The organism is Thermogemmatispora sp., from assembly GCF_042408735.1.
Taxonomy (GTDB): Bacteria; Chloroflexota; Ktedonobacteria; order Ktedonobacterales; family Ktedonobacteraceae; genus Thermogemmatispora.
Map to the genome: position 1 here is coordinate 123374 of NZ_JBHOQV010000156.1, position 26421 is coordinate 149794.

At 63.0% G+C, this 26421-nt stretch carries 19 protein-coding genes; 16 read left to right on the forward strand and 3 right to left on the reverse strand.

Translation table 11 applies throughout. The features are described from left to right. Window positions 1-186: 186 nt before the first annotated feature. Complete coding sequence (locus ACFMO7_RS17845; RefSeq protein WP_376796841.1) at window positions 187-588, reverse strand: Hsp20/alpha crystallin family protein; 402 nt, start codon at window positions 586-588, stop codon at window positions 187-189. A 241-nt stretch (window positions 589-829) separates the two neighbouring features. On the opposite strand from ACFMO7_RS17845, the gene ACFMO7_RS17850 reads away from it, so the two are divergent. From ACFMO7_RS17850 to ACFMO7_RS17870, 5 genes are read left to right on the forward strand one after another with little or no spacing between them, the layout of a single operon-like run. Beyond that, window positions 830-2212, forward strand: a complete 1383-nt coding sequence (locus ACFMO7_RS17850; protein ID WP_376796842.1) for an SWIM zinc finger domain-containing protein — start codon at window positions 830-832, stop codon at window positions 2210-2212. Between the two features lie 16 nt (window positions 2213-2228). Further along, the gene (locus tag ACFMO7_RS17855; RefSeq protein ID WP_376796843.1) at window positions 2229-3830 is read left to right on the forward strand and encodes a DUF5691 domain-containing protein; all 1602 of its coding nucleotides are present in this window, start codon (window positions 2229-2231) and stop codon (window positions 3828-3830) included. Continuing rightward, window positions 3827-4993 (forward strand): AAA family ATPase, encoded by a 1167-nt coding sequence (locus tag ACFMO7_RS17860; RefSeq protein ID WP_376796844.1) that lies wholly within the window; start codon window positions 3827-3829, stop codon window positions 4991-4993. The genes ACFMO7_RS17855 and ACFMO7_RS17860 overlap by 4 nt, the downstream gene beginning before the upstream one ends. A 3-nt stretch (window positions 4994-4996) precedes the next feature. Continuing rightward, window positions 4997-7273: a DUF5682 family protein gene (locus tag ACFMO7_RS17865; protein WP_376796845.1), complete on the forward strand. Its 2277-nt coding sequence runs from the start codon at window positions 4997-4999 to the stop codon at window positions 7271-7273. Then, window positions 7263-8468 carry a VWA domain-containing protein gene (locus ACFMO7_RS17870; RefSeq protein ID WP_376796846.1) on the forward strand — a complete coding sequence of 402 codons (1206 nt, stop codon included), beginning with the start codon at window positions 7263-7265 and terminating at the stop codon, window positions 8466-8468. Before ACFMO7_RS17865 ends, ACFMO7_RS17870 begins: the two co-directional genes overlap by 11 nt. A 76-nt stretch (window positions 8469-8544) precedes the next feature. Here ACFMO7_RS17870 and ACFMO7_RS17875 read toward each other — a convergent pair whose 3' ends face one another. After that, window positions 8545-9969 (reverse strand): mercuric reductase, encoded by a 1425-nt coding sequence (locus ACFMO7_RS17875; protein WP_376796847.1) that lies wholly within the window; start codon window positions 9967-9969, stop codon window positions 8545-8547. Between the two features lie 213 nt (window positions 9970-10182). Continuing rightward, entirely contained in the window at window positions 10183-10998 is an 816-nt protein-coding gene (locus ACFMO7_RS17880; RefSeq protein WP_376796848.1) for a class I SAM-dependent methyltransferase, read from the reverse strand. A 787-nt stretch (window positions 10999-11785) separates the two neighbouring features. On the opposite strand from ACFMO7_RS17880, the gene ACFMO7_RS17885 reads away from it, so the two are divergent. The 11 genes from ACFMO7_RS17885 (at window position 11786) to ACFMO7_RS17935 (ending at window position 26322) form a co-directional block, all read left to right on the forward strand. Continuing rightward, the gene (locus ACFMO7_RS17885) at window positions 11786-13441 is read left to right on the forward strand and encodes an isochorismate synthase MenF (protein WP_376796849.1); all 1656 of its coding nucleotides are present in this window, start codon (window positions 11786-11788) and stop codon (window positions 13439-13441) included. After that, complete coding sequence (gene menD, locus ACFMO7_RS17890; protein ID WP_376796878.1) at window positions 13422-15260, forward strand: 2-succinyl-5-enolpyruvyl-6-hydroxy-3-cyclohexene-1-carboxylic-acid synthase; 1839 nt, start codon at window positions 13422-13424, stop codon at window positions 15258-15260. The genes ACFMO7_RS17885 and menD overlap by 20 nt, the downstream gene beginning before the upstream one ends. A gap of 3 nt (window positions 15261-15263) precedes the next feature. Further along, the gene (menH, locus tag ACFMO7_RS17895) at window positions 15264-16154 is read left to right on the forward strand and encodes a 2-succinyl-6-hydroxy-2,4-cyclohexadiene-1-carboxylate synthase (RefSeq protein ID WP_376796850.1); all 891 of its coding nucleotides are present in this window, start codon (window positions 15264-15266) and stop codon (window positions 16152-16154) included. A 36-nt stretch (window positions 16155-16190) separates the two neighbouring features. Further along, window positions 16191-17009 (forward strand): 1,4-dihydroxy-2-naphthoyl-CoA synthase, encoded by an 819-nt coding sequence (gene menB / locus ACFMO7_RS17900; RefSeq protein WP_376796851.1) that lies wholly within the window; start codon window positions 16191-16193, stop codon window positions 17007-17009. Between the two features lie 39 nt (window positions 17010-17048). Next, window positions 17049-17519 carry a hypothetical protein gene (locus tag ACFMO7_RS17905; RefSeq protein ID WP_376796852.1) on the forward strand — a complete coding sequence of 157 codons (471 nt, stop codon included), beginning with the start codon at window positions 17049-17051 and terminating at the stop codon, window positions 17517-17519. Between the two features lie 816 nt (window positions 17520-18335). Further along, window positions 18336-19451 carry an o-succinylbenzoate synthase gene (menC, locus tag ACFMO7_RS17910; RefSeq protein WP_376796853.1) on the forward strand — a complete coding sequence of 372 codons (1116 nt, stop codon included), beginning with the start codon at window positions 18336-18338 and terminating at the stop codon, window positions 19449-19451. Between the two features lie 51 nt (window positions 19452-19502). After that, entirely contained in the window at window positions 19503-21065 is a 1563-nt protein-coding gene (locus tag ACFMO7_RS17915; protein WP_376796854.1) for an o-succinylbenzoate--CoA ligase, read from the forward strand. A 110-nt stretch (window positions 21066-21175) separates the two neighbouring features. Continuing rightward, entirely contained in the window at window positions 21176-21490 is a 315-nt protein-coding gene (locus ACFMO7_RS17920) for an L-rhamnose mutarotase (protein ID WP_376796855.1), read from the forward strand. A 245-nt stretch (window positions 21491-21735) separates the two neighbouring features. Next, the gene (locus ACFMO7_RS17925; protein ID WP_376796856.1) at window positions 21736-21906 is read left to right on the forward strand and encodes a hypothetical protein; all 171 of its coding nucleotides are present in this window, start codon (window positions 21736-21738) and stop codon (window positions 21904-21906) included. Window positions 21907-22502: 596 nt separating this feature from the next. Next, window positions 22503-24011, forward strand: a complete 1509-nt coding sequence (locus tag ACFMO7_RS17930; RefSeq protein WP_376796857.1) for a CoA-acylating methylmalonate-semialdehyde dehydrogenase — start codon at window positions 22503-22505, stop codon at window positions 24009-24011. Window positions 24012-24639: 628 nt separating this feature from the next. Beyond that, a complete protein-coding gene (locus tag ACFMO7_RS17935) occupies window positions 24640-26322 on the forward strand; it encodes an ABC transporter substrate-binding protein (RefSeq protein ID WP_376796858.1) in 1683 nt (560 codons plus the stop codon). The last annotated feature ends 99 nt before the right edge of the window (window positions 26323-26421 follow it).

Below are 26421 nucleotides of genomic sequence, written 5' to 3' on the forward strand. Positions count from 1 at the left end.
GCTGCAGGCTGGTCAGCAAGATGGGAGACCGGCGTTCGCTGGAAGCACAGGCCCAGACAGTTGAATCAATCAATAATGATCTTTCTATATGTTACCGCAGGAGAGGTAAGGGTGGCTAGCAGTAGAAGCGCGCCGAGAGAACCGGCGCCAGGAGACCATGAGCCACCTGGGCTGCAGCGGTCACGCTCAGGTCCAGTTGGAAGGGTGACCTGATCCGCCTTGATGAAGGCCGCGCGCCTGACCGTGAGCAGAGAGCGTCAGGTGGGCCGGGCGCATGCTAGCGCTCAATGGCAAGGCAACCACGAGAACCCCATTCCCATAGGTGACGTTGGCTCGCTCGCCATCGACGGTCTGCTCTAGCTGCAGCTCGCGATGGTAGGCGCCAATGCTCCATTCGTCGATCAGCAGCTCTTTGACATCCTTGAGCAAAGCTCGTAGATCCCCGTGCAGGATCAGGCGCCCGCCCTCCTGCAGCTCAATGTGAATGTCTTCTGGCTCCATGCCCGGCATGGGAGCCGCCACGATCAGACGGTCCTCGCTCCGGTACATTTTCACGGGGACATGGTGGATTTTCAGCCGTTCTTGCATTGTTGCACCTCCTGCCAGCAAGAGGCCTGGCTTAGTTCGACTTCTTCACTTGTCGCTTGCCCTTCTCTAAGAAGAGGCACGATCTGCAGCCAACGAGGGTGTCAGTCAGGTTCGCTTGCCAGGCTAGCTCAGCCGGGGGCCTTTCCATTTCGGCGCACAAAGAAAAGAATTCTTTGACCGAGAGCGTGATTTCCACCACTATCTTCCGAGGAAGCAACAGAAGGGAGGCAAGATGGTACAGATGGAATTAACGTTTGAGGCCGTGGCCGCTCTTGCTCCCGATAATCAGGTATTGCAGGCCGGGCAGAAGCTCGCGAACCAGAAGCACTGGCAGGGCCTGGGGCAAAACGAGCAGGCCTTGTGGGGGGAATGCCAGGGCAGTGCTCTCTACCGTACCTGCGTGGATAAACTTTCTCTGCATACTTCCTGCTCCTGCCCCAGTCGAAAGATTCCTTGTAAGCACAGCATCGGCTTGCTTTGGCTGGCCGTGGCCAAGGCCAGCAGCCTGCCAGATGCCAGGCCACCAGAGTGGGTCGAGGCTACTCTCGCACGCTTGACGGAATCCCGCAGCCGGAGCGGCGTTCGGCAGCCAACGGTCCGAGGAGGCAGTGAGCAGATCCCAACCTCCGCACGGCAACAGCAGCAGCAGCAAGGGCGTCAGCAACGGGCCAGGCGGCGTCAAGAACGGATGCTCCAGGGTCTGGAGCGCTTTGATCTCTGGCTCGCCGACCTGCTGCGTAATGGCCTGGCCGATTTGCAGGGGGAGACGCTGCGTCAGTGGGAGCAGCAGGCGGCGGCCCTGGATGACGCGCAACTCCCTGGCCTGGCTGGCCGCCTCCGCTCGCTGACGGCGATCCCCTACAGTCACCCCGGTTGGCCAGAGGCTCTCGTGCACCAGCTCGGGCGACTGGCTCTCCTGAGCGAGGCTTTCCGCCATCTGGAACGGCTCGACCCCGGGCTACAGGAGGATGTGCGCCAGGCTATGGGCCTCTCGCTCCAGCCAGAGGAGCTGTTGGCCCGTGGGGAGCGCGTCCGCGATCGCTGGCTCTTCCTTGGCCAGTCTACAGAGCAGAGGGACCAGCTCTGGCAGCAGCGGACCTGGCTGCTTGGACGCCACACGGGTCAGGAGGCGCTGCTGCTGCAATTTTCTCCTGGCAAACGGCCAGCCTTCTTTGAACACTATCCTCTGGGGTGCGAACAAGAAGCCGAGCTGCTCTTTTGGCCAAGTGCCTATCGGCAACGCGCCCGACTGCTAGCGTACCTTGGTCCAGCTATACCTATCGCTGAGAACCTGCCCGGAGCCTCCAGCTTCGATGAGTTTTTACAAACGGTGGCAACGGCGCTGGCGCGCCAGCCCTGGCTGGAGCGTTTCCTCTGCATTCTCAAGGAGGCCAGCCCTATCTGCCTCGACGAAGGTCAATCCTGGTATCTCCGCGACCGCCACGGCCAGGCTCTGCCGCTGAGTCGCGGCCAACACTGGCCATTACTGGCCCTCTCAGGTGGCTATCCTTTAACTGTTATCGGCGAGTGGAATGGGAGGGAGCTGCTGCCGCTGGCAGCCTTGAGCGCCAGCGAAGGCTTCCAGCCGCTGGCTTCCTTTGGGGACAGCTTGTCCAGGCAGTAGCCAGGAGAGGAAGAGTATGAGACGCATAGAGAGACTGGTTCAGATAGCTTTAAGCGGAACACGTCAGGCCCAGCTCTCCGGCGAGCTGGCCGCGGCCCCCTTCAATGGGCTTCCCGATATGCTGCCTGCCAGCATGCCACTGGAGCGCAAGCTGCTGTTGCTGGCGGGGGCAGAGGCCATCTATAGCCTGGCAGGCACCCAAACGCTTCCCCTGGGGGTAAACATCGCCCCAGCTCCCAGCGAGGAGCTGGCTCCATGCTCTCCCAGTGCCGCGCGGATAATCCAAAATATACTGCAGCGGCCAGGAACTGAACTGCTGCTTCAGGCTCTGGGACTACTGGTCAATCATGGCCGCCGCCTTCCCTCTCCCTTTCTCCCCGCCGTCCTCGCGAGACTGTCGACCTCTTCAGCAATGGTGCCCTCTCTTGGGCAAGCGTTGGGAAAGCGCGGGCGCTGGTTAAGCAGCCTGCATCCCTCCTGGCGCAAGCTTGTCAGCGGTCTGTGGTCAGTGACCGAGATGAGCGACGAGGAGAAAAACTGGCACTGGCGCGAGGGTAGCCGCGATGGAAGAGAGAGGCTGCTGCGCCAGCTACGGATCTATCAGCCCTCGCTGGCACGCCAGTGGGCGGCCCAAGCCTGGCCGGAGGAAGGGATAGAGCAGCGCCTGGCTTTGCTCGAAGTCTTCGCGCTGGGACTGGAACAGGCCGATGAGCCTTTTCTTGAGCAGCTACGGTACGGGCGCAGCCAGCGCGAACGCCGCCTGGCTAGCGAGCTGCTAGTGCGCTTGCCCGCTTCCAACTGCCGCCGCGAGCTGCTGGCGCTAGCTGGCAACCTGCTTCAGGTTGAGCAGCGACCCGAGGGATGCAGCATCTGTATCCACCCCCCAGAGGTCTTTCCACCAGAGTGGAAACGCTTCGGCCTCTCAGAGGAGCAGCCACGTACCCAGTGGCTGTCAGACCTCATCAGTCTGGTTCCTCCCAATCACTGGGAGGAGCGACTGCAGCTCTCTCCGTCAACGATCGTCAGTCTCCTTGAAAGCGACTGGCGCGAGACGGTGCTGGCGGGTCTCAGGCAAGCTACTTTGCTGCATGGCGCTTCCTCCTGGGCCCGCGCGCTCCTCTCCTGGGCGGATCCGCAGACGCATGAGCCTCTTACGGGAGCCGCAGATCTGCTCGTTTGTCTGCCAAAGCAGGAGGCAGAGCAGTTTCTCATAGAGGTTCTGATCTCTTCCGAGCATCCCTGGCACCAGAGCTGGGGTGTCCTCTTAAGCAAGTTGCCTCAGCCCTGGGGCGCCTCGTTCGGTAACTACTTTCTTGCTTATCTGCAGGAGAGGCTACCGCGCTTGTTGGAGTCCTGCACGGTGCATCCAACAGGCAGGAACGAATCATTGATGCAAGAAATCCTGCAGTGGCGAGAAACACTTAAAATTGCGACCTGCGCCCTTCCAACGGAATGCCTCGACCTTGCCCTGCAGGTGACTGAGTCCATTTCGTTCCCCGAAGGCTCTCCAGGTTTAGCTGCTTACTACACTCAATACACTATTAAGTCTCACTTTGAATCTTTTGTAGCGGAGATCACCTTACTTCATGATCTGGAGAAGGAGCTAGCGAGCCAATGAAAAAGGAGTCGCAACAAGAGACGCAGCAGCGGGAGCGAAACCGCACCTCGGCCAGCAAGAGCGAGCAGGCTCTAGAGCGCGCAGCCCAAGCCGTTTTGCGCCAGCACGCGGAGCAACAATTTGCCGGGGAACTCGAGGAGCTGGCCCGGGTAGACGGGCGTCAGCGTCCGCCGAACTGGCGCCTGTCGCCCTGGGCAGTGCGCACCTACCTGCTGGGGGGACGTCTCCCAAATGGCTTCGAGATCTCCCCCAAATACATCGGCAACGCCCGCCTGATTGAGATCGCCATCAGCACCCTGGCAACGGATCGCGCTCTGTTGCTCTACGGTCTGCCCGGGACGGCGAAGTCTTGGGTCAGCGAGCATCTGGCGGCAGCTATCTCGGGCGACTCAACCCTACTCGTCCAGGGCACGGCGGGCACGGATGAGAGCGCGCTGCGTTATGGCTGGAACTACGCCCGTCTTCTGGTCGAAGGACCTTCAGAAGCGGCGCTGGTGGTCAGTCCCTTGATGAAAGCCATGCAGGAGGGAAAGCTGGCCCGCCTCGAGGAGCTGACGCGCATGGCCAGCGAGGTCCAGGATACGCTCATCACTATTCTCTCGGAGAAAACGCTCCCCATTCCAGAGCTGAATAGGGAGGTGCAGGCCCGTAAAGGCTTCAACGTGATCGCGACCGCCAATAACCGCGATAAGGGAGTCAACGACCTGTCCAGCGCCTTGATGCGCCGCTTCAATACAGTGGTGCTGCCGCTGCCACAGAGCGTGGAAGAGGAGGTTCGCATTGTTGAGCAGCGGGTGAGCGACCTGGGCCGGGCGCTGGAGCTGCCCGCTGAGAAACCAGCTCTGGAAGAGATTCGGCGCGTGGTGACCGTCTTCCGCGAGTTGCGCGCGGGCAAGACCCTGGACGGCAGACTGACGCTGAAGGTGCCCAGCGGCACGCTCTCGACAGCCGAGGCTATCTCGGTGCTTAACAGTGGGCTGGCCTTAGCTGCCTACTATGGGGACGGCAGACTGCGGGCTAGCGATCTGGCCGCCAGCCTGACGGGAGCTATTGTGAAGGACCCTGTTCAGGACCGCATTGTCTGGCTGGAGTATCTGCAGACGGTCATGAAGGAGCGCAGTGACTGGCTCGACCTCTATCGAGCTTGCCGGGAGGTGATTTGAGCGGTGGCTTTCTTTTTCTTCGGCATCCGCCATCACGGTCCCGGCTGTGCCCGTAGCCTGTGCTCTGCTCTGGCCGAGCTTACTCCCGATCTGCTGCTGGTGGAAGGTCCTGCTGACGCCCAGGCGGTTCTGCCTCTGCTCATTGATCCACAGATGTCTCCGCCAGTGGCCCTGTTGATCTACCGACCCGAGCAGCCGCGCCAGGCCAGCTACTACCCATTGACGGTCTTCTCACCCGAGTGGCAGGCTTTGCGCTACGCTCTTGAGCGCGGGATTCCTGCGCGTTTCATCGACCTGCCACAGGCTCTGGTCTTTGGAGAAGAAGAGGCAGCCAGAGAGAGAGAGGAGGGAGAGGAAACAGCCTCCACGGCGGAAGCCAGCGAGGGGGCCAGCGCCAGAGAAGAGCCTGAGATTGTCCAGGTCGATGACCCGCTGACCCTGCTCTCTCTGGCTGCAGGCTATCAGGACCAAGAGTTGTGGTGGGAGCGACAGATCGAGCAGCGGCGGGATGGACGGGGAATCTTCGAGGGCATCCGGGAAGCCATGCGCGTGCTGCGCGGCGGGAGCGCGCCCCGCCATGAGCGAGAAGCCCAGCGCGAGGCCCATATGCGGCAGATGCTGCGCCAGGCCCGAGCGGAAGGTTTTGAGCGTATCGCCGTCGTTTGCGGCGCCTGGCACCTGCCCGCCCTCGAAGATCTTGACGCCTTCTCTGAGGCCGACGACCGCGCCCTCCTGCAGAACTTAAAGCGGGTGAAAGTAGAGGCTACCTGGATTCCCTGGAGCTACGACCGCCTGACTTACGCCAGCGGCTACGGGGCCGGCATCGCTGCCCCAGGCTGGTACGAGCTGCTCTGGTCGACCCCCGCTCAGGCCGGCATACGCTGGGTCGCACGGGCAGCCGAGTTGCTGCGCCAGGAGGGGTTCGAAACCTCTCCTGCCAGCGCTGTCGAGGCTGTACGCCTGGCGGAGACGCTGGCGGCCCTGCGCGATACCAGCGCCCCGGGATTGGACGAGCTGAATGAGGCTATTCAGAGCGTGCTTTGCCGAGGTGAGACCGCTCCACTGGAGCTGATCCGGCAGCGGCTGACCGTCGGCTCCCGCATGGGCCAGGTTCCCACGGAGACGCCAGCAGTTCCCCTACAGCGCGAGCTGGAACAGCAGCAGCGACGTCTGCGTCTGCAGCCCTCAACGGATGCCGAGGAGCTGGAACTTGATCTACGCAATGAGATCGACCGGGCGCGCAGCCGCTTGCTCTACCGGCTGCGCCTGCTGGGCATCCCCTGGGGCCAACCCTTACCTGTCCCAAAGACGAAACGGGGCACCTTCCACGAGCGCTGGCAGCTACAGTGGCAGCATGAGTTTACCATTCTTCTGATCGAGGCCAACGTCTGGGGCAATACCCTGGAAAGCGCCGCTACGAACCTGGCTATCGATACTGCCGAGCGCTGCCAGCATCTGGCTCAGCTGACCGAGTGGCTGGATCAGGCGCTGCTGGCCGAGCTGCCTCCGGCTATCACCCGGCTCCTGGAGCGCCTCCAGGCCTGTGCCGCTCTGGCGACCGATGTGAGCCATATCATGGACGCCATGCCAGCTCTGGCCCGTGTCGCACGCTACGGCGATGTGCGCGGTAGCGATAGCGCCCAGGTGCACTCTATCGTAGAGGCGCTTTTCGCCCGTGCCCAGATCGGCCTGCCGGCTGCCTGCCTGGCTCTCGACGAGGATGCTGCACGTGCGCTGCTGGGCAGCATCGAGCGGCTGGATAGCGGTCTGTTGACCTTCGGTGAGGAGCAGATGCTAGAGAGCTGGCACAGTTTGCTGCAACGTCTGAGCGAGGATGAGCACCCTCATCCGCTGCTGCGTGGACGGTTCTGCCGGCTGCTGCTGGACCGCCAGCGCCTGGACTCCGCCACTCTGTCACGCCTGGCCAGCCGCCAATTCTCTCCCGCTGTAGCGCTTGAGGAAACTGCGCTCTGGCTGGAGGGCCTGCTGGAGGGCCGCGGCCAGCGTCTACTTGTTTTAGACGGACTCTGGCGCACCCTCGACGAGTGGCTACAGGCGCTCAGCGAAGAGCAGTTTCTACTGCTGCTGCCTCTGTTGAGGCGCGCCTTCCGTAGCTTCACCGATGCTGAGCGGCGCGCAATGGGCGAAAAGGTTTATTACCTCCATCGCCCCCGCTCCGGGCCGTCTGCCACAGGCACCGATCTCCTCAATGAAGAGCGGGCCCGCCTTGTCTTGCCTGTTCTGAGCCGTCTGTTGGAGGTGAACCTGCATGCCGATTGAAGAGAAGGAGCGCCTGCGCCGCTGGCGTCTGATTCTGGGCCGTCAGGCGGCCAGCGCCCTCAAGCTCTACCCCTCGCTGAACGAAGATGCCTTAGAGCCTGATGAGTCGCTCCTCAGCCGCAGCGACCGGATTATCGACCGCGCTCTGGAGCAGCTCTACGACAGCGAGCGCTCTGGAGGACTGGGACCATCGGCTCCCTACCTCCCGCGCTGGCTGGGTGACATTCGCACCTACTTTCCTACTCCGGCGGTACATGTTCTGCAGCATGATGCCGTTAAACTTCTCAATTTAAGGCAGCTACTTCTAGAACCGGAGCTATTGGCCACTGTTGAGATCGACATGCGGCTGCTGACCCAGCTGCTCGCGCTTAAAGATGCCCTGCCCGAGCGCACACGTGAGACGGCCCGCAGCGTTGTCCGCAAGCTGGTTGAGGAGCTTGAGCGCCGGCTGGCCTATCGCATGGAGCAGGCCGTACGCGGGAGCTTGAGCCACGCCAGCCGGACCAGACGCCCGCGTCCCTCCGACATCGATTGGGACCGCACCATTCGCGCCAATCTCCGCCATTACCAGCGAGAGCAGCAGGTTCTCATTCCCGAGCGTCTGATCGGACATCAGCGCAAGCAGCGCCGTTCCTCCCTGCGCGATATTGTCCTGTGCGTTGACCAGAGCGGCTCGATGGCTGCCTCTGTCGTCTATGCCTCGATCTTTGGGGCCGTGCTGGCCTCACTGCGGGCCGTCTCAACCCGCATGATCGTCTTTGATACAGAGGTGGTCGATCTGAGCGAGCACCTGCAGGACCCCGTCGAGCTGCTTTTCGGCGTTCAGCTCGGAGGAGGCACCGATATCAATCACGCTCTGAGCTACTGCCAACAGGTAATCAGGCGTCCGCGCGAAACAGTGCTGGTGCTCATCACCGACTTGTACGAGGGAGGAGATAGCAAGCGGATGCGGCAGCGCGCCGCCACGCTGGTGGAGAGCGGTGTTCAGTTGATCTGCCTGTTGGCTCTCAGCGACCAGGGGACGCCGGCCTTCAATACGGAACTGGCCCGAGACCTGGCCGCTTTAGGCATTCCGACTTTTGCCTGTACGCCGGAGCTGTTCCCTGAACTGATGGCTGCCGCCCTTCAGCACCGCGACCTCAACCTGTGGGCTGCGCAGCATGAGATTGTCACGGTGCGCGCCGCCCAGCAGTGAGGTTTCTCCCCAGGAGAGCGAGCGCTGTCGGCAGAGGCTTTCGGCAGAGCTGCTCTTTGCCTCGCTCGCTCTCCCTCTACCCCCTCTCTTCGTCGGTAAAGGCGCTAAACAGGTTATTGAGGGCCTCCGCCAGAGTGGGATGGGCAAAGATGGCGTCACGCAAGGTGGTATAGGGGAGCCTGCCGAGCATGGCCAACTCTAGCATTGCCATGATCTCGCCTCCCTCGATGCCGAGGATGGCCGCCCCCAGAATGTGCCCGCTCTCGGCATCAACGATGGCTTTCATGAAGCCTCGCGGCTCATCCACTTCCAAGGCCCGCGCGACGGCACTCATGGGCAGCCTGGCTATGCGAATGCGACGCCCTGCAGCCCGAGCTTCGGCCTCGCTCAGGCCAATGCGCCCAAGCTGGGGATCAATGAAGATCGTATAGGGCACGGGACGCTCGCGAGTGCTGGCCTGACCTCCCTCAAGAAGATTGGTGCGCAGGATACGAAAATCGTCATAAGAAATGTGGGTGAAGGCGGGACCAACACGGGCGTCGCCGATAGCATAGATCCCTGGGACACTGGTTTCGAGTCGCTCATTGACAAGGACGCGCCCACGCTCATCGGTTTGCACGCCACAGGCTTCCAGATTCAGGCTATCGGTATTGGGCTGGCGACCTGCCGCCAGCAGGAGATGGGAGGCAGTCACCTGGCGCTCGCCCTGGGGAGTGGCCACCTTCAGACGGAGCTGGCCATCGGGGAGAGACTCGACCTGCTGAGGGACTGCCTCCATCAGGAGTTGAATGCCATCTTCGCGCAGAATCTGGGCGACCGCTTCGGCCACGTCGTCATCCTCATGGGCCAGCAGGCGCTTTCCGCGATGGACAATGGTAACGCGGCTACCAAAGCGACGAAACATCTGGCCAAACTCAAGGCCGACGTAGCCCCCACCGACAACGAGCAGGTGAGATGGAAGGCGATCCAGCTCCATGATAGAAGTCGAGTCCAGAGCCGGTACGCTCTCCAGTCCCGGCAGCCGGGGCCAGGCCGGCCTGGCCCCAACATCGATAACAATGATCTCGGCCTGCAGGCGATGCAGTCTGCCGTCGGCCAGCCTTACTTCCAGCTCCTTGGGAGCAACAAAGCGAGCTTCGCCTCTCAGCAGATCGAGGCCCGAGGTCTCACTAAGCCGGCGCTCGCTTCCCTGGCGGAAGCTCTCAACGATGTCACGCTTGCGCTGGCGGACCACGGCCAGGTCGACCAGCGGTTCCCCTTCTGGGAGGCGTACTCCATAGCTGGCCGCTCGACGGACGAGGTAGGCAACGCGCGCGCTGGCGATCATGGTCTTGGTAGGAGTACAGCCTGTATTAATGCAGGTTCCTCCAATGTGCTCTCGCTCGATGATGGCCGTTCTGCGTCCGGCTTTAGCCAGTGCCGTCGCCAGGGGGCCACCGCCCTGGCCAGCTCCGATGATAATGGCATCATAGACTGCTCCAGGCCCCGCTGTACTTGTCATGCCGCTTCTCTCTTCCTTTCTTCTACCCTTGTCTGCGAGCTGAGATCCTCAGCTCGCCAGGGTTTATCTCTTGTCCTCCCGTTTTATCTTGACGCTACAGCCAACACGCATAGCGGTTCCCTGGCGTGTCAGTGCTCCCTCGCCTCACTGGGCCAGCCCCGTCAGAGCAGGTGCATCCCTCTGTGGCGCGCGCTCTTTCGCCGGGTGAAGGGATCAGATCACCTGGGTCCAGACGGCGATACAGAGCCAGCTTGTCCGATACTGTTCCCACTCCGCTGGTAACTCGGTAAGGACCTGATTCATCGCCTGCGGGGAGAGTCCAAACTGGGCCCCAAGCGCTGTTCGCAGGTGCCGCAAGGCCTGGAGGACATCGCGGCAGAAGAGTTTGCCTGCTTGCAGGCCCCAGAGAGGGATGGCAATCGGACGGACATGTGGCACCAAGCCAAGCCTGGCGAGGCGTGCAGGTAGCTCCAGTGCAGAGGAGAGTTCAATGTCGCAGCGAAGGAAGAACTGACGTAGCCAGCGCTGTACCAGCAAGGTGCAAGGGCCCGGATTCAGGCAGTGGTCGCTTAGCTCGACCAACTCGATCCAGCCGTTAAGAGCGGTCACTCGCTTCAGTTCTTCGAGGGCCTGGTCCCAGGCTGGCAGAGGAATGGCCCCCGCCAGGAAGCGTTGATGGGTATAGTGGCTGATGCCATCTTCCAAGGGTAGTCCTCCGAGCAGGCTAGCTCGGATCACCTGGCAATTGCGCGGCAACCTGCGCAAGAGGGCCAGGCTGCTGTCAACCGTCAGTACTTTAGCCTCTGTCCAGCGCCGCGCCGCCTCCTTCGCCCAGATTCCGGTCCCCGTGCCCACGTCCAGAATGACGCGCGGGCGCTCGACCGGGGCCAGAAAATGGGTGCCCAGGAGACGGTAGAGACTGTAGTGCTGAAATTCCAGCCGATCTTGCTCGCTGAGAGTGCGCGGCAACAGATAATAATCGCGTATGTCTGGCCGAGTCTGTTGGCCGCGAGAAGGATCTTGTAGCATGGTTTGACCAGCCTCTCCATCGTCATGACTGCGCAGCCCAGAAGCCCATCGGCGAACAACTTTTGCCCGGAGATTACGACCTTACAGCCTGTGCGCTTCAAGCAGCCGCAACCTGGATAGTCTCCCAGCGTAGGGCGAGCTGCTGGCGCCCCTTCGGATCCAGGGTAGTCTCCGAGGAGGGAGGTCGTCAAGAGCATTGTCATCGTCCCGGATAAGGGCGCTGGCACAGCACGTCTTCCATAAAGACATGCCGCTGGGGACCCCTGGCTTCGGCCAGGGGAGGAAGAAGGCTCCCTCCCGACGCTTCGCATGGGGTTGACACCGCCGTCTCTCCGGTGGTATCCCGCTCTTCATGCGGCCAACAGCACTGGCCAGCGGACAGCAACGGCTTCGCCTCACCTCGCGGGAGGAAGCGGGTTTACCCAGCCAGGGCTGCTCGACTGCCCCGTGGGCAGTGAGCCGCGGTCAACCAGTCCGCAAGCCCGGGCCGGTCAGGCTGCGGGCCGGCTCATGGCTCAAGCCAGGAGCCGTTGACCGGGGAGGCAAAGGGTTCCTTCCAGAGGCAGGCCAAGGCCGCACTTTCTCCCTTCTGGTCAGGATAGCCAGGTCGCTCTATAATACTACAAGGCAGTGCTTTCGGATAGCGGGCCGCTCGCTTTAGTGGAGCGGCCCTTAGCTTGCCGCTGCGGCCTCGCGCCGTGACCAGCCGGCCCCCTGTGCTCCCAGGCCATGCATGCACCGAGCGACTACGCCACTACTTTTGCTGGATAGGAATGATTCTGAATTGATGAGGAACGCCTTTAGCAGTACTCTGGGCACAAGCACAGAGTCAGAGCCTGCCTTTTTCCCCTGGCAGCGACAGCGCCTGCTCCCTCTGCTGACAGAGGCACACGAGCGCGCTCTGCGCACAAGGCGCGCCGCAGTTGTAAGCATCAGTGGTCCTGTTAAATTGGCCAGCTCTCCCCCGCCTTTCCCGGCCGCAGGCGAGCCTCAGCTCTCGCCAGTCGAGGGCTGCGCGACGGGCCAAGGGCAGGGGAACGAGGAAGAGCTAGCTGCAACCGCCAGGCCAGCCGAACTCGATCCTCTGACCTGCTTCGCCGTCGGGCCTGCGCTTGGCCTGACAGAACGCTTCTACTGGCAGGAGCCGGAAGAGCAACGCATTCTGGTCGGGCTAGGCAGCGCGCTCACCCTGGAAGCCCGGGGACCGGAACGCTTCCAGCATCTGGCCAACGCCTGGCAGCACCTGGCGGCGGAGGCTCTGGTGGCAGCGGAGCCGTCGGGTGCCGAGTTGACGGTGCGCAATTCCCACCCTCTCCTCTTCGGCGGCTTTGCCTTCGATCCAGAGCAGCCGCGGTCGGCGCTCTGGGCAGGCTTCCCCGACGGGTTGTTAATGCTACCTTCCTTCCTGTTCACCTTTTCTACTCCTGAACCTACGCTGACGGTCAACGCGCTGGTTGCGGCCGAGACAGATCCGCTGGCGCTGGGGAGAGACCTTTTGGCCCAACTGGCGGCCCTAGCTCAAGCTCTGCAGGCACGACCCGCCAGAGCTGTCTCTCCCGCGGTAACGCTGGCCAGCGAGACAGCCTCCTCCCTGCGCCTCGAGCCGCTGCTGTCTCCGGCGGCCTGGATGGAGCAGGTCGCGCAGGTCGTCAGCCAGATCCGTCGCGGCGCTTATGAAAAGGTTGTGCTCGCCCGCGCTGTACGCCTGCTCCGCCAGGATGGAATCTTTGAGCCAGAGCCAGCCCTTCAGCGCCTCCGCACAGCCTACCGGGAGGCCTATCTCTTCGCCTTCAGTCGGGCCGGACGCTGCTTTCTCGGAGCCACGCCAGAACGTCTCGTCGAGGCCCAACACGGCTCGCTAGAGACAATGGCCCTGGCTGGCTCTGCCCCTCGCGGTCGCTCTCCTCACGAGGATGAGCAGCTCGCCCGGGCCTTGCTGAGTAGCCGCAAGAACCAGCGTGAACATCAGATTGTCGTGCAGATGCTCAGACAGGCTTTGGGAAACCTGTGCACAGAAATACACATCGATCCAGAACCACACCTGCGCCGGCTGAGGAATATTCAGCACCTGGAGACGCGCATTACCGGCAGGTTGCTGCCCGGTCGCTCTGTCCTGGAAGCCCTGGCGGAACTGCATCCCACCCCGGCAGTCGGAGGGTTTCCGCGCGCCGCCGCCCTGGCCGCAATCCGCGCCGGCGAGCGGCTTGACCGCGGCTGGTACGCGGCCCCGATCGGTTGGCTGGACGCCGCTGGCAACGGGACCTTCGCTGTGGCCCTGCGCTCAGCTCTGATAGGCGGTCAGGAAGCGACGCTCTTCGCCGGCGGCGGGATTGTGGCCGATTCCGACCCGGCCAGCGAGTACGCCGAGACTGGCTGGAAGTTTCGCGCCATGTTAGGGGCGCTGGGAATGGATGAAGATGACAATGAGAGCAGCCTCCGATAGATCGACACCAGCTAATCCACTCTACGCTTACGTCGGGGCCTTTGTCTCGGAGCTACGGCGCGCTGGCATCGCGCATGCGGTAATCTGCCCTGGCTCGCGCTCGACACCGCTGGCCATGGCCTTCGCAGAGGAGGAGGGCATCCGTATCTGGATGCATATCGACGAGCGCTCGGCGGCTTTCTTTGCCCTGGGTCTGGCCAAGCGCCTGGCCGCCCCCGTGGCCCTGCTCTGCACCTCGGGTACGGCAGCGGCGAATTTTTTCCCGGCCATTATCGAGGCCAAACTGACGCGCGTCCCGCTGGTAGTGCTGACCGCCGATCGGCCGCACGAGCTGCGCGACTGCGGGGCGCCCCAGGCCATCGATCAGAACCGCCTCTATGGCGTGCACGTGAAATGGTTTGTGGACGCCGCTCCGCCCGAAGCCACACCAGCCGCCCTGCGCTATATTCGCACCCTGGCCAATCGGGCTGTCGCCCTGGCGCGGGCCAGGCCCTCCGGTCCTGTCCATCTCAATCTTCCTTTCCGCGAGCCGTTGACACCGGAGCCACAGCCAGAGCGGCTGCCCTCGCCCGCTGAGCGTGAGCCTCTCGCCTGGGAGGGACGGGCTGAGCAGACCCCCTACGTGCGAGTCACTGCGGCAGAAGGCGGCGGCCTGCCAGCGGCTGAGGTGGCGCGTCTGGCGGCGCTGCTGCGCCGGCATAGACGCGGCCTGATTATCGCCGGACCCCAGAGTGAGCCGCACCTGGCTCCGGCCCTTCAACGGCTGGCTGCCCGCTGCGGCTATCCCCTGCTCGCCGATCCTCTCTCGCAGGTGCGCAGTACCGGACAGCCCGCCGCGACGGTCCTGCGCAGCTACGACGCTTTCCTGCGTAGCGAGCGCTTTGTGGCCGAGGCCGTTCCTGATCTGGTGCTGCGTTTTGGCGCTATGCCTACCTCTAAACCACTCTTGCTCTATCTGCAGCGCTACGCCGATCGGCCCCTGCTGGTGGTGGATGGCGACGGTGGCTGGGAGGAGCCGACGCAGCTCGCCAGCGACATGCTTCATGCCGATCCCCTGCTTATCTGCCAGCAGCTTGTCGAGGCCCTGGCCGAGACCACCCAGGACCAGCCATCTTCTGAGGATTGGCTCGGACGCTGGCAACAGGCCGAGCGCCTGACACAGCAGGCCCTGCGCAAGACGATGGAGAGCTTCGAAGAGCCGTTCGAGGGGCGGGTTTTCAGCGAGCTGGCAGAGCTGCTGCCCGACGGCGCGACGCTCTACGTGGGCAATAGCATGCCTGTACGCGACCTGGATACCTTCTTCTGGAGCGAACGGCGCATTCGTTGCCTCGGCAACCGTGGCGCTAATGGAATCGATGGTCTGCTCTCCAGCGCTCTCGGGGTCAGCGCAGCTCACCAGGCACTGGCCGAGAACGATCCTGTGGTGCTGGTCATCGGCGACCTGGCTTTCTTCCACGACCTCAATGGCCTGATGGCCGCCCACTTACACAAGCTGTCGCTGCTGGTCATTTTGATCAACAACGATGGAGGCGGGATCTTTTCGTTCCTGCCTCAGGCGGCCTATCCAACCCATTTCGAGCGGCTCTTCGGAACTCCCACTGGCCTCGATTTCGCACCAGCCGTGAAGATGTACGGCGGGGATTTTCGACGCGTTGCCTGCTGGGACGAGTTCCGCAGCGCCTGCCAGGAAGGGCTAAGCCGGGGCGGGCTGCGGGTAATCGAGGTTCGCACAGAGCGAGCACGCAACGTGCTGCTCCATCGCCGGCTCTGGCAAGCGGTCGATGAGGCATTGCATCCAGCCACCAGCGCGGGGGTATAATGAATGGAGGTACAGATTGAGCGCCACCTTCTCCAGGTCAATGGGCTGCGGCTGAGCCTGCTGGAGGCCCGCCCAACAGACCAGAGGACTCAGCCGGCGCTGGTCCTGCTGCACGGCTTCACGGGAAGCGCTCTCGGCTGGGGCCCCTTCCTTGAGGAGTTCGCCGCCGCCGGCTGGCGGGTCATCGCCCTTGATCTGCACGGCCACGGCCTCTCGGAGGCCCCTGCTGATCCTCGGCGCTATAGCATGGAGCACTGCCGCGCCGATTTGCTCGAGGCCCTTCGCCAGCTCGGGATCGCTCCCGCTCAGGCCATTTTGCTGGGCTACTCGCTCGGTGGACGTATCGCGCTCTATTGCTCCTTCTCGGGCTTCTTCCGCGCGCTCATTCTGGAAAGCGCTTCGCCAGGCATCGCCGATCCCCAGGAGCGCGAGCTGCGCCGGCGTCATGACGAGGCGCTGGCCGCCAGCCTCGAGCGCGAGGGCCTGGCGGCCTTCGTGACGCGCTGGGAACAGCAGCCGCTCTTTGCCAGCCAGCAGCGCCTGCCCGCGGAAAAGCGAGCCGCTCTGCGTGCCCAACGTCTGGCCAATCGACCGGAGGGCCTGGCCGGCAGCCTGCGCGGCGTCGGGACTGGCGTCCAGCCCCCGCTGCATGCTCGCTTGCCGGAGCTGCAGCTGCCAGTCCTGTTGATTTGCGGGGCCTTAGACGAAAAGTTCTGCGCCATCGGCCAGGAGATGGCTCAACGCTTACCCCACGCCACCCTGGCTATTGTGCCCGAGGCCGGCCACACCGTTCATCTGGAACAGCCCAGACGTTTCGCCGAGCTGGTTCTCTCTTTCTGCTCTTCTCTACCGGCCTCGGACACGCCTGAACGTCAGGCTACCTCGTTTCAGTAGCGCATATCAAGGGAGAAAGGGGAATTTTCAGAATCTATGTCCATCAACTGGCAAAAGGTCTGCGATTATCAGGACATTATTTTCGAAAAGGCCGAGGGCATCGGCAAGATCACCATCAACCGCCCAGAAGTTCATAACGCTTTCCGCCCAGAGACCCTGAGCGAGATGATCGACGCCTTCAACCGCTGTCGCGAGGACCCCGAGATCGGGGTGGTGATCTTGACGGGGGCCGGCACGAAAGCCTTCTGCTCGGGAGGCGACCAGCGCGTGCGCGGCGAGGGTGGCTATGTCGATCAGGGCGGGGTGCCGCGTCTCAACGCCCTCGATCTGCAGAAGGTTATTAAGTATCTGCCCAAGCCCGTCATCGCGATGGTCGCCGGCTATGCCATCGGCGGCGGCCACGTGCTGCATGTGCTCTGCGACCTCACGATTGCCGCCGATAATGCGCGCTTCGGCCAGGCGGGGCCGCGCGTGGGCAGCTTCGACGCCGGCTGGGGCGCCACTATGCTGGCGCGTATCGTGGGCCATAAGAAGGCCCGCGAGATCTGGTATCTTTGTCGCCAGTATAGCGCTCAGGAAGCCTATGAGATGGGCCTGGTCAACAAGGTGGTGCCTTTGGAGCAGCTAGAGGAGGAGACCATCAAGTGGGCCAGGGAGCTGCTGGAGAAGAGTCCCACGGCTCTGCGCTTCTTGAAGGCAGCCTTCAATGCTGATACCGATGGCCTGGCCGGCCTGCAGGACCTGGCCGGCAACGCCACTATGCTGTTCTATATGACTGAGGAGGGCAAGGAAGGGCGCAACGCTTTCCTGGAGAAGCGCAAGCCGAATTTCTCCAAGTTCCCACGCCTGCCCTAGCCCTGAGCCGCGAGCCGACTCCTTGAGGGCCTCCAGCCCATGCAGCACATCGGTCAGCAGCAAGTGCCCGCTGGCCCCGGCCCAGCGGCCGAGCGGGACCGGGATGTCCTGGCTGACGACGTCAAGGCAGCCGGCCTGGGTGAGCAGGTCTCCCAGTCGGTGCAGGACCTCCCTCTCAAAGCCCAACTGCCGGCTGATGCTGGTGAACCAGTCCAGCAGGCGCCGGGTGGCCGGTCCGGCAGGCTGGATGAGATCGCTGAGTTCCAACAACTCGATCCAGCCGCCCGAGCGGGTGACGCGCACCAGCTCCTGCACGACGGTGGGCCAGGCGCGGGCAGGAATGGCCGCCACGAGGAGGCCCTGATGGGTGTAGCAGAACTGGCCGGAGGGAAACGGGAGGCCCTCCAGGACGTTGGCCCGCACAAAGACGCAGGTGGGCGGGACCGGCTGCGGCAGGGATTGGAGGGATCCAGGCGAGGCAAGCCGGGGCCGCGTCCCAGGACTGTTTGAGGGCCGGAGCCCCTGGCCGGTCTCTCGGCCTGACCGGAGAAAGGGGAGCGTCCTGAAGGCAGGTGAGCCGCGCCTGGCTCGGGGGAGCGCGCCCCGCCTGGTCCAGGCCAGGAGCGTCAAGGCCCTCGCTCCTGGCACGGTGCTTCCGGCAAGGCCCCTTCTGGAGCGAGGGAAGCCGGCCTCGGAGGCGAGGCCTCTCGTCAGGGGGAGGTGAGACCCAGTCGCAAGGGGGATCACAGAGCCAGCTCCTGACCAGGCTGGGATGGTGGTTGCTCCGTTCCCTCACACGTGCTCCATGCTCCTGCCGTGGTGCCACCGGCGCTGGGACCTGACCGTCGAAGACAGGGGGAAGGAAAGACACCGCGTCGGGGAGACCGGGAGACCTCCCCCCTCCACCATGGCCCATGTGAGGGCCTGATTCGAAACTCGTTCGAGGCCAGCGTCTGAGCCACTCCAGGCTGGCCCGATCGGGCCGAAGAGCTGCAGTTCTTGCCGCTGAAGTCATCTGAAAGAGGCTGGTGCTTCCTCGAAACTCGCCCCTTGAGCGCTGCAGCCAACGAGTTTCGAGGCGAGCCGTCAGAGAAGGGGAAATGAGGGGGGAAGCGGGAGATGGCGAGGCGCTCAGCTGCCAAAAACGGGGCCTGAATCGTTAGAGCAGATGGAAGATGTATCCCGGAGGGGTTTTCGAGGGGGTCGGTTGCAGAGGCTTCGATCCGCTTCAGGATACTGAAATTCATCTTTCTCTTCCATATTTCGTACCGCCCGTTGCAGAGGCTTCGATCCGCTTCAGGATATAGAAATCAGGATACTGAAATTATGCTCGATAGGCTGGCTGTCGAAGCTATTGACTGGCAGTGCTACTGCCTGTCGCTGCGCGCCCCCTTCCGTACTGCTCACGGGCTGCTGACTGCCCGCAGGGGAGCAATCATCGAGGTGAAGGGGGCCGGCGGCAGCCTGCAAGGCTACGGAGAGCTGGCACCGCTGCCGCCCTTCAGTCCCCCGCTGGAGCGTACACTAGCCGCTCTGCCTACGCTGGCCAGCCGCCTGCAGGGTATGTCGCTGGCCGCCGCGCTGGCACTTCTTGAGAGGGAGCAGGAAAGGGCCGATAGCCACCTGCCAGCGCCGGTGACCTTCGCTCTGGAAGTTGCCTTGCTGGACCTGCAGGCCCGCGCTGCCAGACAAGGTCTGCTGGCCCCCTATGCCCGCAGCGCCGTTCCCGTCAACGCCGCGATTGGCGTTGCTGCTCCCCCCGAGGCCGCCCAGGCCGCTCGCCAGGCAGTGGCCTCCGGCTTTCGCTGCCTGAAGCTGAAGCTGGCAGGAGCCGGTAAGGAAGGAGAGGACCTGGAGCGCCTGGCGGCGGTGCGCGCCAGCATCGGCCAGAATATTACCCTGCGTCTGGATGCTAATGCGAGCTGGAGCCTTGCCCAAGCCGAACAGATGCTGCGCGCCTGCGCTCCCTATGGGGTCGAGTACGTCGAGCAACCGCTTGCCGCCGACGACCTGGAAGGACTGCGCCAGCTCCGTCGTCGCTCTCCCGTTCCCATCGCCGCCGATGAGAGCCTGAACAGTCTGGAGAGCGCTCGCCAGTTGCTCCGTCTGGAGGCCGCCGATGTGCTCATTCTCAAACCACAGTTTCTGGGCGGCCTGCGACCAGCCCTGCAGCTGATCGAAGAGGCGACAGCACGCGGCGTCGCCTGTGTCATTACCAGCGCCCTGGAGGCCGGCATTGGGGTCTGCTCCGCCCTCCATCTGGCCGCCTCCCATCCCGCGCTGACCCGGGCCGCCGGGCTGGCAACCCTCTCTATGCTGAGCACGGACCTGCTCACGGAGCCGCTCGCGCTCAATGGCGGCCTGCTCCAGCTTCCATCAGGGCCAGGTTTGGGCGTCAGACCCGATCACGAGGCCCTCGCACGCCATTCAATTCTACTATAAGAAAACACTGGCAAGAGGAGAGATCAGAAAGGAGGGAGCAGAGAGAAAAGCATGGATTCCGACACCTCTCAGGGAGGGGGCAGCCCCTTGCTTCTGCCAGACTGGCTGCAGCGCAGCGCAGAAAATCGTCCTCAGCACCTGGCTGTGCAGAGTGGGACCTTACGCTGGAGCTTCGCCGAGCTAGAGCAGCAGGTGACAAAACTAGCTCAGCAGCTAGCCACCCTGGGCATCGTCAGCGGCCAGCGGGTCGCCTTGCTGGCCGTCAACAGTCCGGCTTACGTGGCCTGCGTTCACGCCTTGACTCGTCTGCGGGCCGTCCTTGTCCCCCTCAACACGCGCCTGAGCCAGGCAGAGCTTCGGTGGCAGCTTCAGGACGCTCGCGTGAGCCTGCTCCTTAGCGATAGGAGCCAGGCGGAACGAGCGCGCAGCCTGGCCGCGGCCCTGCCGCAGCTTGGTCATGCTACCCTGCTCCTGCGAGCCGATGGCGGCGTCGAGCTTGAGGCGGTCCCTGTACCGAGTTCTACAGCCCTCGCGGCTTCCGCTCCTCCGATCGACCTCAATGCCGTGCAAGCCATCATGTACACTTCTGGCACTACGGGAGAGCCGAAGGGAGTGCTTATTACCTATGGCATGCACTGGTGGAACGCCATCGGCTCAGCGCTGAACCTGGGTCATCACCTCGACGACTGCTGGCTGGCCTGCCTGCCTTTCTTCCATATTGGCGGCCTGACCATCATCATGCGCAGCGCCATCTACGGCATCAGCATCAATGTGCATGAGAGATTTGAGGCCGCTGCCGTCAATCGCTCTATCTTTGGCGAGGGCGTCACCATCATCTCGGTCGTGGCCGTCATGCTGCAACGGATGCTTGACGCCCTGGAGAGCGAGCGACCTGGTGCGCGCTATCCGGCTCACCTGCGCTGCGTTTTGCTCGGCGGCGGCCCGGCACCGCGTCCTCTCTTGGAAGCCTGCGCCGCACGGGGCATCCCCGTCGTTCAGACCTACGGCCTGACCGAAGCCTGCTCGCAAGCGGCCACCCTCTCGCCTGCCGATGCCCTGCGCAAGCTCGGCTCCGCCGGGCGCCCGCTGTCTCCAGTGCAGCTCGAGATCCGCCAGGATGGCCGTAAGGTCCCCCCCGGCGAGGTCGGCATGATCTACCTCAAGGGACCAACCATCACGCCGGGCTACGCGGACCGCCCCGAGGCAACGCGGGCAGTCCTGCAAGATGGCTGGTTGGCCACAGGCGATATCGGCTACCTGGATGCCGAGGGCTACCTCTACGTGCTCGACCGCCGCTCCGATCTGATCATTTCGGGAGGGGAGAATATCTATCCCGCCGAAATAGAGGCCGCCCTGCTGAGTCATCCCGCCGTAGCTGAGGCCGGCGTCTGCGGGCAAGCCGACCCACAATGGGGCCAGGTCCCGATCGCCTTCGTGCGTCTGCGCCCAGACCAGTCTACCAGCGCTGAGTCGTTGCTCGCCCATCTGCAAACACGCCTGGCACGCTATAAGCTGCCGCGCGCCATCCATTTCGTGACGGAGCTGCCGCGCAATTCCTCCGGCAAATTGCTGCGCCGCCAGCTTCCCACCTTGCTCGATCCTGCGGTAGACTGAGAGGAGGCGCCAGATGATCCTGGTCCGCCCGACAGGCAGCAAAGCAGCTCGCCGCAGCCTCAGCACCATTGCGGAGCAACGAAGCGAGGAAGAAGAAAGGAGCCGCTACCATGCAACGCATCGCTTTTCTGATGAGCGTCAAGCCTGGCTACGAGGAGGAATACAAGCGTCGCCACGACGAGATCTGGCCAGAGATGCTGGAGGCCCTGCGCCGCGCCGGCGCTCGCAACTATAGCATTTTCCGTCACGGGACCCAGCTCTTCGCCTACCTGGAAACCGAGGACTTTGAGCGCATGGCCCGAACATTGGCCGAGGACCCCGTCAACCAGCGCTGGCAGCAGTGGATGGCCGAAATTATGACCCAGGAGATCGATCCTCAGACCCATTGGCCCCACCTTCTACCCGAAATGTTCCACATGGATTGACTATCAGCTACCAGCAGAGAGAGAGCACACTCCCTTGCAGGGCCACGGGGAGAGTTGCAGATCCCCGTGGCCCTGCTCTTTGCCCAGCGACGCTCTTCCCCCGACCAGATTAGAGGCTCGCACGGCCTCCCAGCCTCTTCTGTCTCTCTCCCCCTCCCCTCAGCCGTGTTCAGAGAGGTGGGGCAGCGCTCCAGTCCAACAGCTCAACAGCCAGTTCGTTGTTCCAGCGAGTTATGGAGGTTGATATGCCAGACAACAAGCCCCTGAAGGGGGTTGGAGAGAAGGAAGAGCGACAGTACAAGCACATCAAAGAAGAAGCCGAGAAGAGTGGACGCTACGGCAAGCGCGCCAAAGAGGTCGCGGCTCGCACAGTCATGAAGCAGCACCGCGAGAAAGGTCACAAGAAAGGCGAATAAGAAGCTTCCCCCTGGTAGCCCGCCGGCGGCAGAGAGGGAGGCGTCCGGCTGAGCACAGGGAGAGCCTCGCCTTCTTCTCTGCCCTGGCAAGAAGCTGCCCCCGGTCATCGGCAGAGCAGCCCAGGTCCCGTCATCTTCGCATGTTCCCCGCCACATCACCCGTGAGAGAGCCACTGAAGCTCTCGCCCCTTGACACTGCCGCCGCCTTTGCCTATAACTAAACCAACACAACAAAAAAGGCAAGAGTTTGCCAGTCCATTCCTGGGTAGCGGCCCGCCAGTCAGCCAGAGAGGCAGTGGGAGCGGAGACGCCTCCCCTCGATCTGCATCTACCCAGGAAAGACGCTCTACCCCAGCAAACCAGTTTCAGAAAAGAGCAGCCAAGGCAGGCAGCGCCGCCGAGCCAAAGCGCAGCGAACCGGGCCAGGCAGGCCAGAAGAGGCAACGCCAGCGAGCAGCGGGCCGAGGCCGTCCCATGAGCAAGCGCCCTTTACGCTCACCAGGTCCAGAAGGGCACTCACAGCCGGCAACCAGGCGAAAAAAATCGGAGACAGACTCAGCGCAAACCAAGCACGCTAGCGACAGGAGTGGAGAGCGATGGTCTCAGCGACAACCCAGCTACCGGTTCTGCGCAACTATATCGGTGGTGCCTGGCGGGCGGCAGAAACCGCTAGCTTTCTGGAAGTGCGCAACCCGGCCACCGATGAAGTACTGGCCCTGGTTCCTCTTAGCAAGGCCCCCGATGTTGAAGCCGCCGTAAATAGCGCCGCTGCCGCCTTTCCGGAGTGGCGCGCCACACCGCCCCAAGAACGCGCTCGCTACCTCTTCAAGCTCCGCACCCTGCTGGACGAGCAGCGCGAAGAGCTGGCCCGCCTCATCACCACCGAGATGGGCAAAACCCTTGAGGATGCCCGCGGCGAGGTCCAGCGTGGCATCGAAAACGTTGAAACGGCCTGCGGCATCCCCTCGCTTATGATGGGGTATGGGCTGGAAGACGGGGCCGCCCGCGGCATCGATGAAGAAGTCATCTACCAGCCGCTGGGTGTCTGCGCCGCCATCACCCCCTTCAACTTTCCTTTCATGATCGCCTTCTGGTTCTGGCCCTACGCCGTAGCCTGCGGCAATACCTTCATCCTCAAACCTTCCGAGCAAGACCCTATCGTCCAGCAGCGCGTCTTCGAACTGATCGACCAGGTTGGCTTTCCAGCCGGAGTCATCAACCTCGTCAACGGCGGCCAAGAGGCCGTCAACGCCCTGCTCGACCATCCCCAGGTCAAGGCCATCTCCTTCGTCGGCTCAACCAAAACCGCGGCCTATGTCTACGCGCGCGCAGCGGCCCAAGGCAAACGTGTCCAGGCTTCGGGCGGAGCCAAGAACGCCATTGTCATCATGCCCGACGCCGACCTTGATAGCCACCTGGCCAGCATCATGAATTCCTGCTTCGGGGCCGCCGGTCAGCGCTGCCTGGCTAACTCGCTCATCATGCCAGTCGGCACGGCCCACGCCGCCACCCGCCAGCGCCTGACAGAGGCCGCCGCCCGCCTGCGTCTGGGCAACGGACTCGAACCAGGCGTCGATATGGGACCGGTCGTCTCGGCCCAGGCCCGTGAGCGCATCGTGGCCATGATCACCCAGGGCATCGCCGAAGGCGCCCAGCCCGCACTCGACGGACGCCACGTCAGCGTCCCCGCCTATCCCCGCGGCTACTTTGTCGGCCCCACCATTCTGGACGAGGTCCGTCCCAACATGCGCGTCTACCAGGAAGAGATCTTCGGCCCCGTCGTCAGCATCACGCCAGTCGCCAGCCTCGAGGAAGCCATCAGCCTGATCAACGCCAGCGATTACGGCAATGCCGCCTCGATCTTCACCAGGAGCGGAGCGGCAGCTCGCGAGTTTCGCTATCGCATCGCCGTCGGCAACGTCGGCATCAACATCGGAGTCGCAGCCCCTATGGCCTACTTCCCCTTCAGCGGCGCCAGGCGCTCCTTCTTTGGAGTCCTCCACCCCCAGGGACGCGACGCCGTGCGTTTCTTCACCGAGAGCAAGGTGGTGATCTCGCGCTGGGGCAGCGGGGAGGGTGGCCGGGTGAGCGGCATCGGACGCTAACGGGAGCAGCCAGCGCGCCTCAAGCGGTCATGGCCAGCCCGGCAGCCATCAGACTGGCCGGGCGACAGACCGAGAGATCAGGGTCGCCTCGCTCACCCCTTGCCTTCCGTGGGCGCCAGCGACAGAGTTGCTCGTTCATTTTTTGGTCTAGTGGTCTAGATGTCTTGACAGATCGAGCCAAAGGGAGTATAGTTTCTAGAGAACTGGTCTAGACGATCTGTCATATTTCTCAAAAGAGGGGTCGGAGGCAGAAAGAGAAGGGCTGCGCCGACCGGGAAAGGAGTGAGCGAGCGGAGGCGGGCACGGAGGCGAGCGGCGCCCGCGGCGGGGAGCGGGCGAGCGAGCGTCTGTAGCACCGATCCAGAGAGACGAGAGGGGCGATTATCCTCAGCAAGAGCGATCACGGCCAGAGCGTCTCAGCTTAGGGTCGCGCCGAGGTGGGTTGTCAGGCGAGATGCAGGCAGGGCGCGGTCAGAAGCGAGAGAGCGCGGGCAAGCATTTCTCCTGGCCGGGGGCAGGTTGGTCTTCAGCGCGGGGCTTCTCCAGCCTGCACCGATCAGGTCCACGCGGAGCATCAACAAGCGGTAGAGACTCACCGTATTTCAAGAGCCGTTACAGGAGGTTCTTTGTGTTTGGCAACCCAGTGCGCACAACTGGCATGAAGCTCAAGGCCGGCACTTTGTGTTTCAGCCTCCTGGCCATTCTTGTGCTGCTGCTCACAGCCTGTGGTGGGAGCAGCTCGCAGAGTGGCCAGAGCGGCAAAAAGGTCCTCACCCTGGCCGCCCAAGCCAGCGCCTTCACCGACCAGGGTTTCAACCCCTATGCCTCCACGCCTAACATTGGCATCAATGGCTTCGTCTACGAGACGCTCGAATTCTGCAACGTCAACGACAACACCTATCACCCCCTGCTGGCCCTCAGCCACCAGTTCAACAGCGACTACACCCAGGTCACCTTCCACCTGCGTCAGGGTGTTAAGTGGAACGACGGCCAGCCTTTCAGCGCCGATGACGTTGTCTTCACCTTCAACGCCCTCAAGCAGTATCCCGCAGCCGACCTCAACGGTGACTGGGGCTATCTCAAGAGCGTCGTGGCGCCCGATCCCGACACAGTTGTCATGACCTTCCAGAAGCCTTTCCCCGGGGCTATCTACTACATTGCCGGCCTGACCGTCATCATTCCCAAGCACATCTTTGAGTCGGTCGGCGACGTGACCAAGTACTATAACAGCAAGCCGGTTGGCACCGGTCCCTTTGTGGTCGCGAAGTACACATCCGATCTTCTGGTCCTCGACAAGAACCCCAGCTACTACCAGGCCAACCTGGTCAAAGTTGACGAGATCAAGGAGCCGCGCTACAAAGACAACGACGCCTTCAAGCTGGTCATGCCCAGCGGTCAGGTTGACTGGTCGGGTTACTACGCCGACAACCTGCAGCAGAACTTTGTGGCCAAGGACCCGCAACATTTCCACTACTTCATGGCTCCGGTCGATGAATTCGGCATCTTCATCGACGTGCACGATCCTCTGCTGAGCGATGTCGCGGTGCGCAAGGCCATCAGCGCCGCCATCGACCGACAGGCGGCGGCCCAGCAGGGTGAGTCGGGCCTGGTGCCTCCAGTGCCCCAGAGTGGCCTGCTGCCTTCCCCCGGGAATCAGCAGTATGTACTGCCCGAGTATGCCAACCTGCCCACCACGCCTAACGCGAGTCAGGCCCAGCAGATCCTCAAGAGCGCCGGCTACACCCAGGGGAGTGACGGCATCTTTACCAAGAACGGCCAGCGCCTCTCCTTCGAGCTGATCTCGGTCGCCGAGTACTCCGACTGGAACAAGTGGGCCCAGGTGGTCCAGAGCAACCTCAAAGCAGCCGGCATCGATATCCACATCAAGCTCATGCCGGAGGCCCAGTATCTGACCTTCCGCGCAGGGGCAAAGCCCTACCAGCTCATGATCAGCGGCGTGGGCGGCGGCCCAACCCCCTACTTCGTCTACAACGGCACTCTGAGCAGCCAGAGCATTCCGCCCAATGGGCGCAATAGCAGCTACTGGAAGGACGCTCAGACCGACAAGCTCCTCCAGCAGTTCGCCTCGACAATGGACCCCACGGTCCAGAAGCAGGCGATCCAGGGTCTGGAGCGCATCATGGTTGAGCAGGTGCCCTGGATTCCGGTGGTGGCCGGTGCTCGCTGGTTCGAGTACAATACCATGCGCTTCACCGGCTGGCCCGACCAGCAGAACCAGTACGCCGTCGGCTCGCCCTACTCGTATCCCGATAACGAGATCATCGTGATGCACCTGCAGCCCGTTTCGTAGGCTCCTTTCCCTACTTCCGGGACCTGCCGAGCAGCGGAATGGCCTCTCGGCCCTGGCCAGAGAGGCCATTCCCCTTGTCTGAGGACGAAGGAACCGGCG

Coding starts and splice junctions, on each gene's coding strand:
- ACFMO7_RS17925 (WP_376796856.1), top strand. CDS start 21,736: ATGCCAGACAACAAGCCCCTGAAGGGGGTTGGAGAGAAGGAAGAGCGA.
- ACFMO7_RS17920 (WP_376796855.1), top strand. CDS start 21,176: ATGCAACGCATCGCTTTTCTGATGAGCGTCAAGCCTGGCTACGAGGAG.
- ACFMO7_RS17860 (WP_376796844.1), top strand. CDS start 3,827: ATGAAAAAGGAGTCGCAACAAGAGACGCAGCAGCGGGAGCGAAACCGC.
- ACFMO7_RS17875 (WP_376796847.1), bottom strand. CDS start 9,969: ATGACAAGTACAGCGGGGCCTGGAGCAGTCTATGATGCCATTATCATC.
- menD (WP_376796878.1), top strand. CDS start 13,422: ATGAGAGCAGCCTCCGATAGATCGACACCAGCTAATCCACTCTACGCT.
- ACFMO7_RS17915 (WP_376796854.1), top strand. CDS start 19,503: ATGGATTCCGACACCTCTCAGGGAGGGGGCAGCCCCTTGCTTCTGCCA.
- ACFMO7_RS17855 (WP_376796843.1), top strand. CDS start 2,229: ATGAGACGCATAGAGAGACTGGTTCAGATAGCTTTAAGCGGAACACGT.
- ACFMO7_RS17930 (WP_376796857.1), top strand. CDS start 22,503: ATGGTCTCAGCGACAACCCAGCTACCGGTTCTGCGCAACTATATCGGT.
- menH (WP_376796850.1), top strand. CDS start 15,264: ATGGAGGTACAGATTGAGCGCCACCTTCTCCAGGTCAATGGGCTGCGG.
- menC (WP_376796853.1), top strand. CDS start 18,336: ATGCTCGATAGGCTGGCTGTCGAAGCTATTGACTGGCAGTGCTACTGC.
- menB (WP_376796851.1), top strand. CDS start 16,191: ATGTCCATCAACTGGCAAAAGGTCTGCGATTATCAGGACATTATTTTC.
- ACFMO7_RS17905 (WP_376796852.1), top strand. CDS start 17,049: ATGCAGCACATCGGTCAGCAGCAAGTGCCCGCTGGCCCCGGCCCAGCG.
- ACFMO7_RS17870 (WP_376796846.1), top strand. CDS start 7,263: ATGCCGATTGAAGAGAAGGAGCGCCTGCGCCGCTGGCGTCTGATTCTG.
- ACFMO7_RS17885 (WP_376796849.1), top strand. CDS start 11,786: ATGAGGAACGCCTTTAGCAGTACTCTGGGCACAAGCACAGAGTCAGAG.
- ACFMO7_RS17845 (WP_376796841.1), bottom strand. CDS start 588: ATGCAAGAACGGCTGAAAATCCACCATGTCCCCGTGAAAATGTACCGG.
- ACFMO7_RS17850 (WP_376796842.1), top strand. CDS start 830: ATGGAATTAACGTTTGAGGCCGTGGCCGCTCTTGCTCCCGATAATCAG.
- ACFMO7_RS17880 (WP_376796848.1), bottom strand. CDS start 10,998: ATGCTACAAGATCCTTCTCGCGGCCAACAGACTCGGCCAGACATACGC.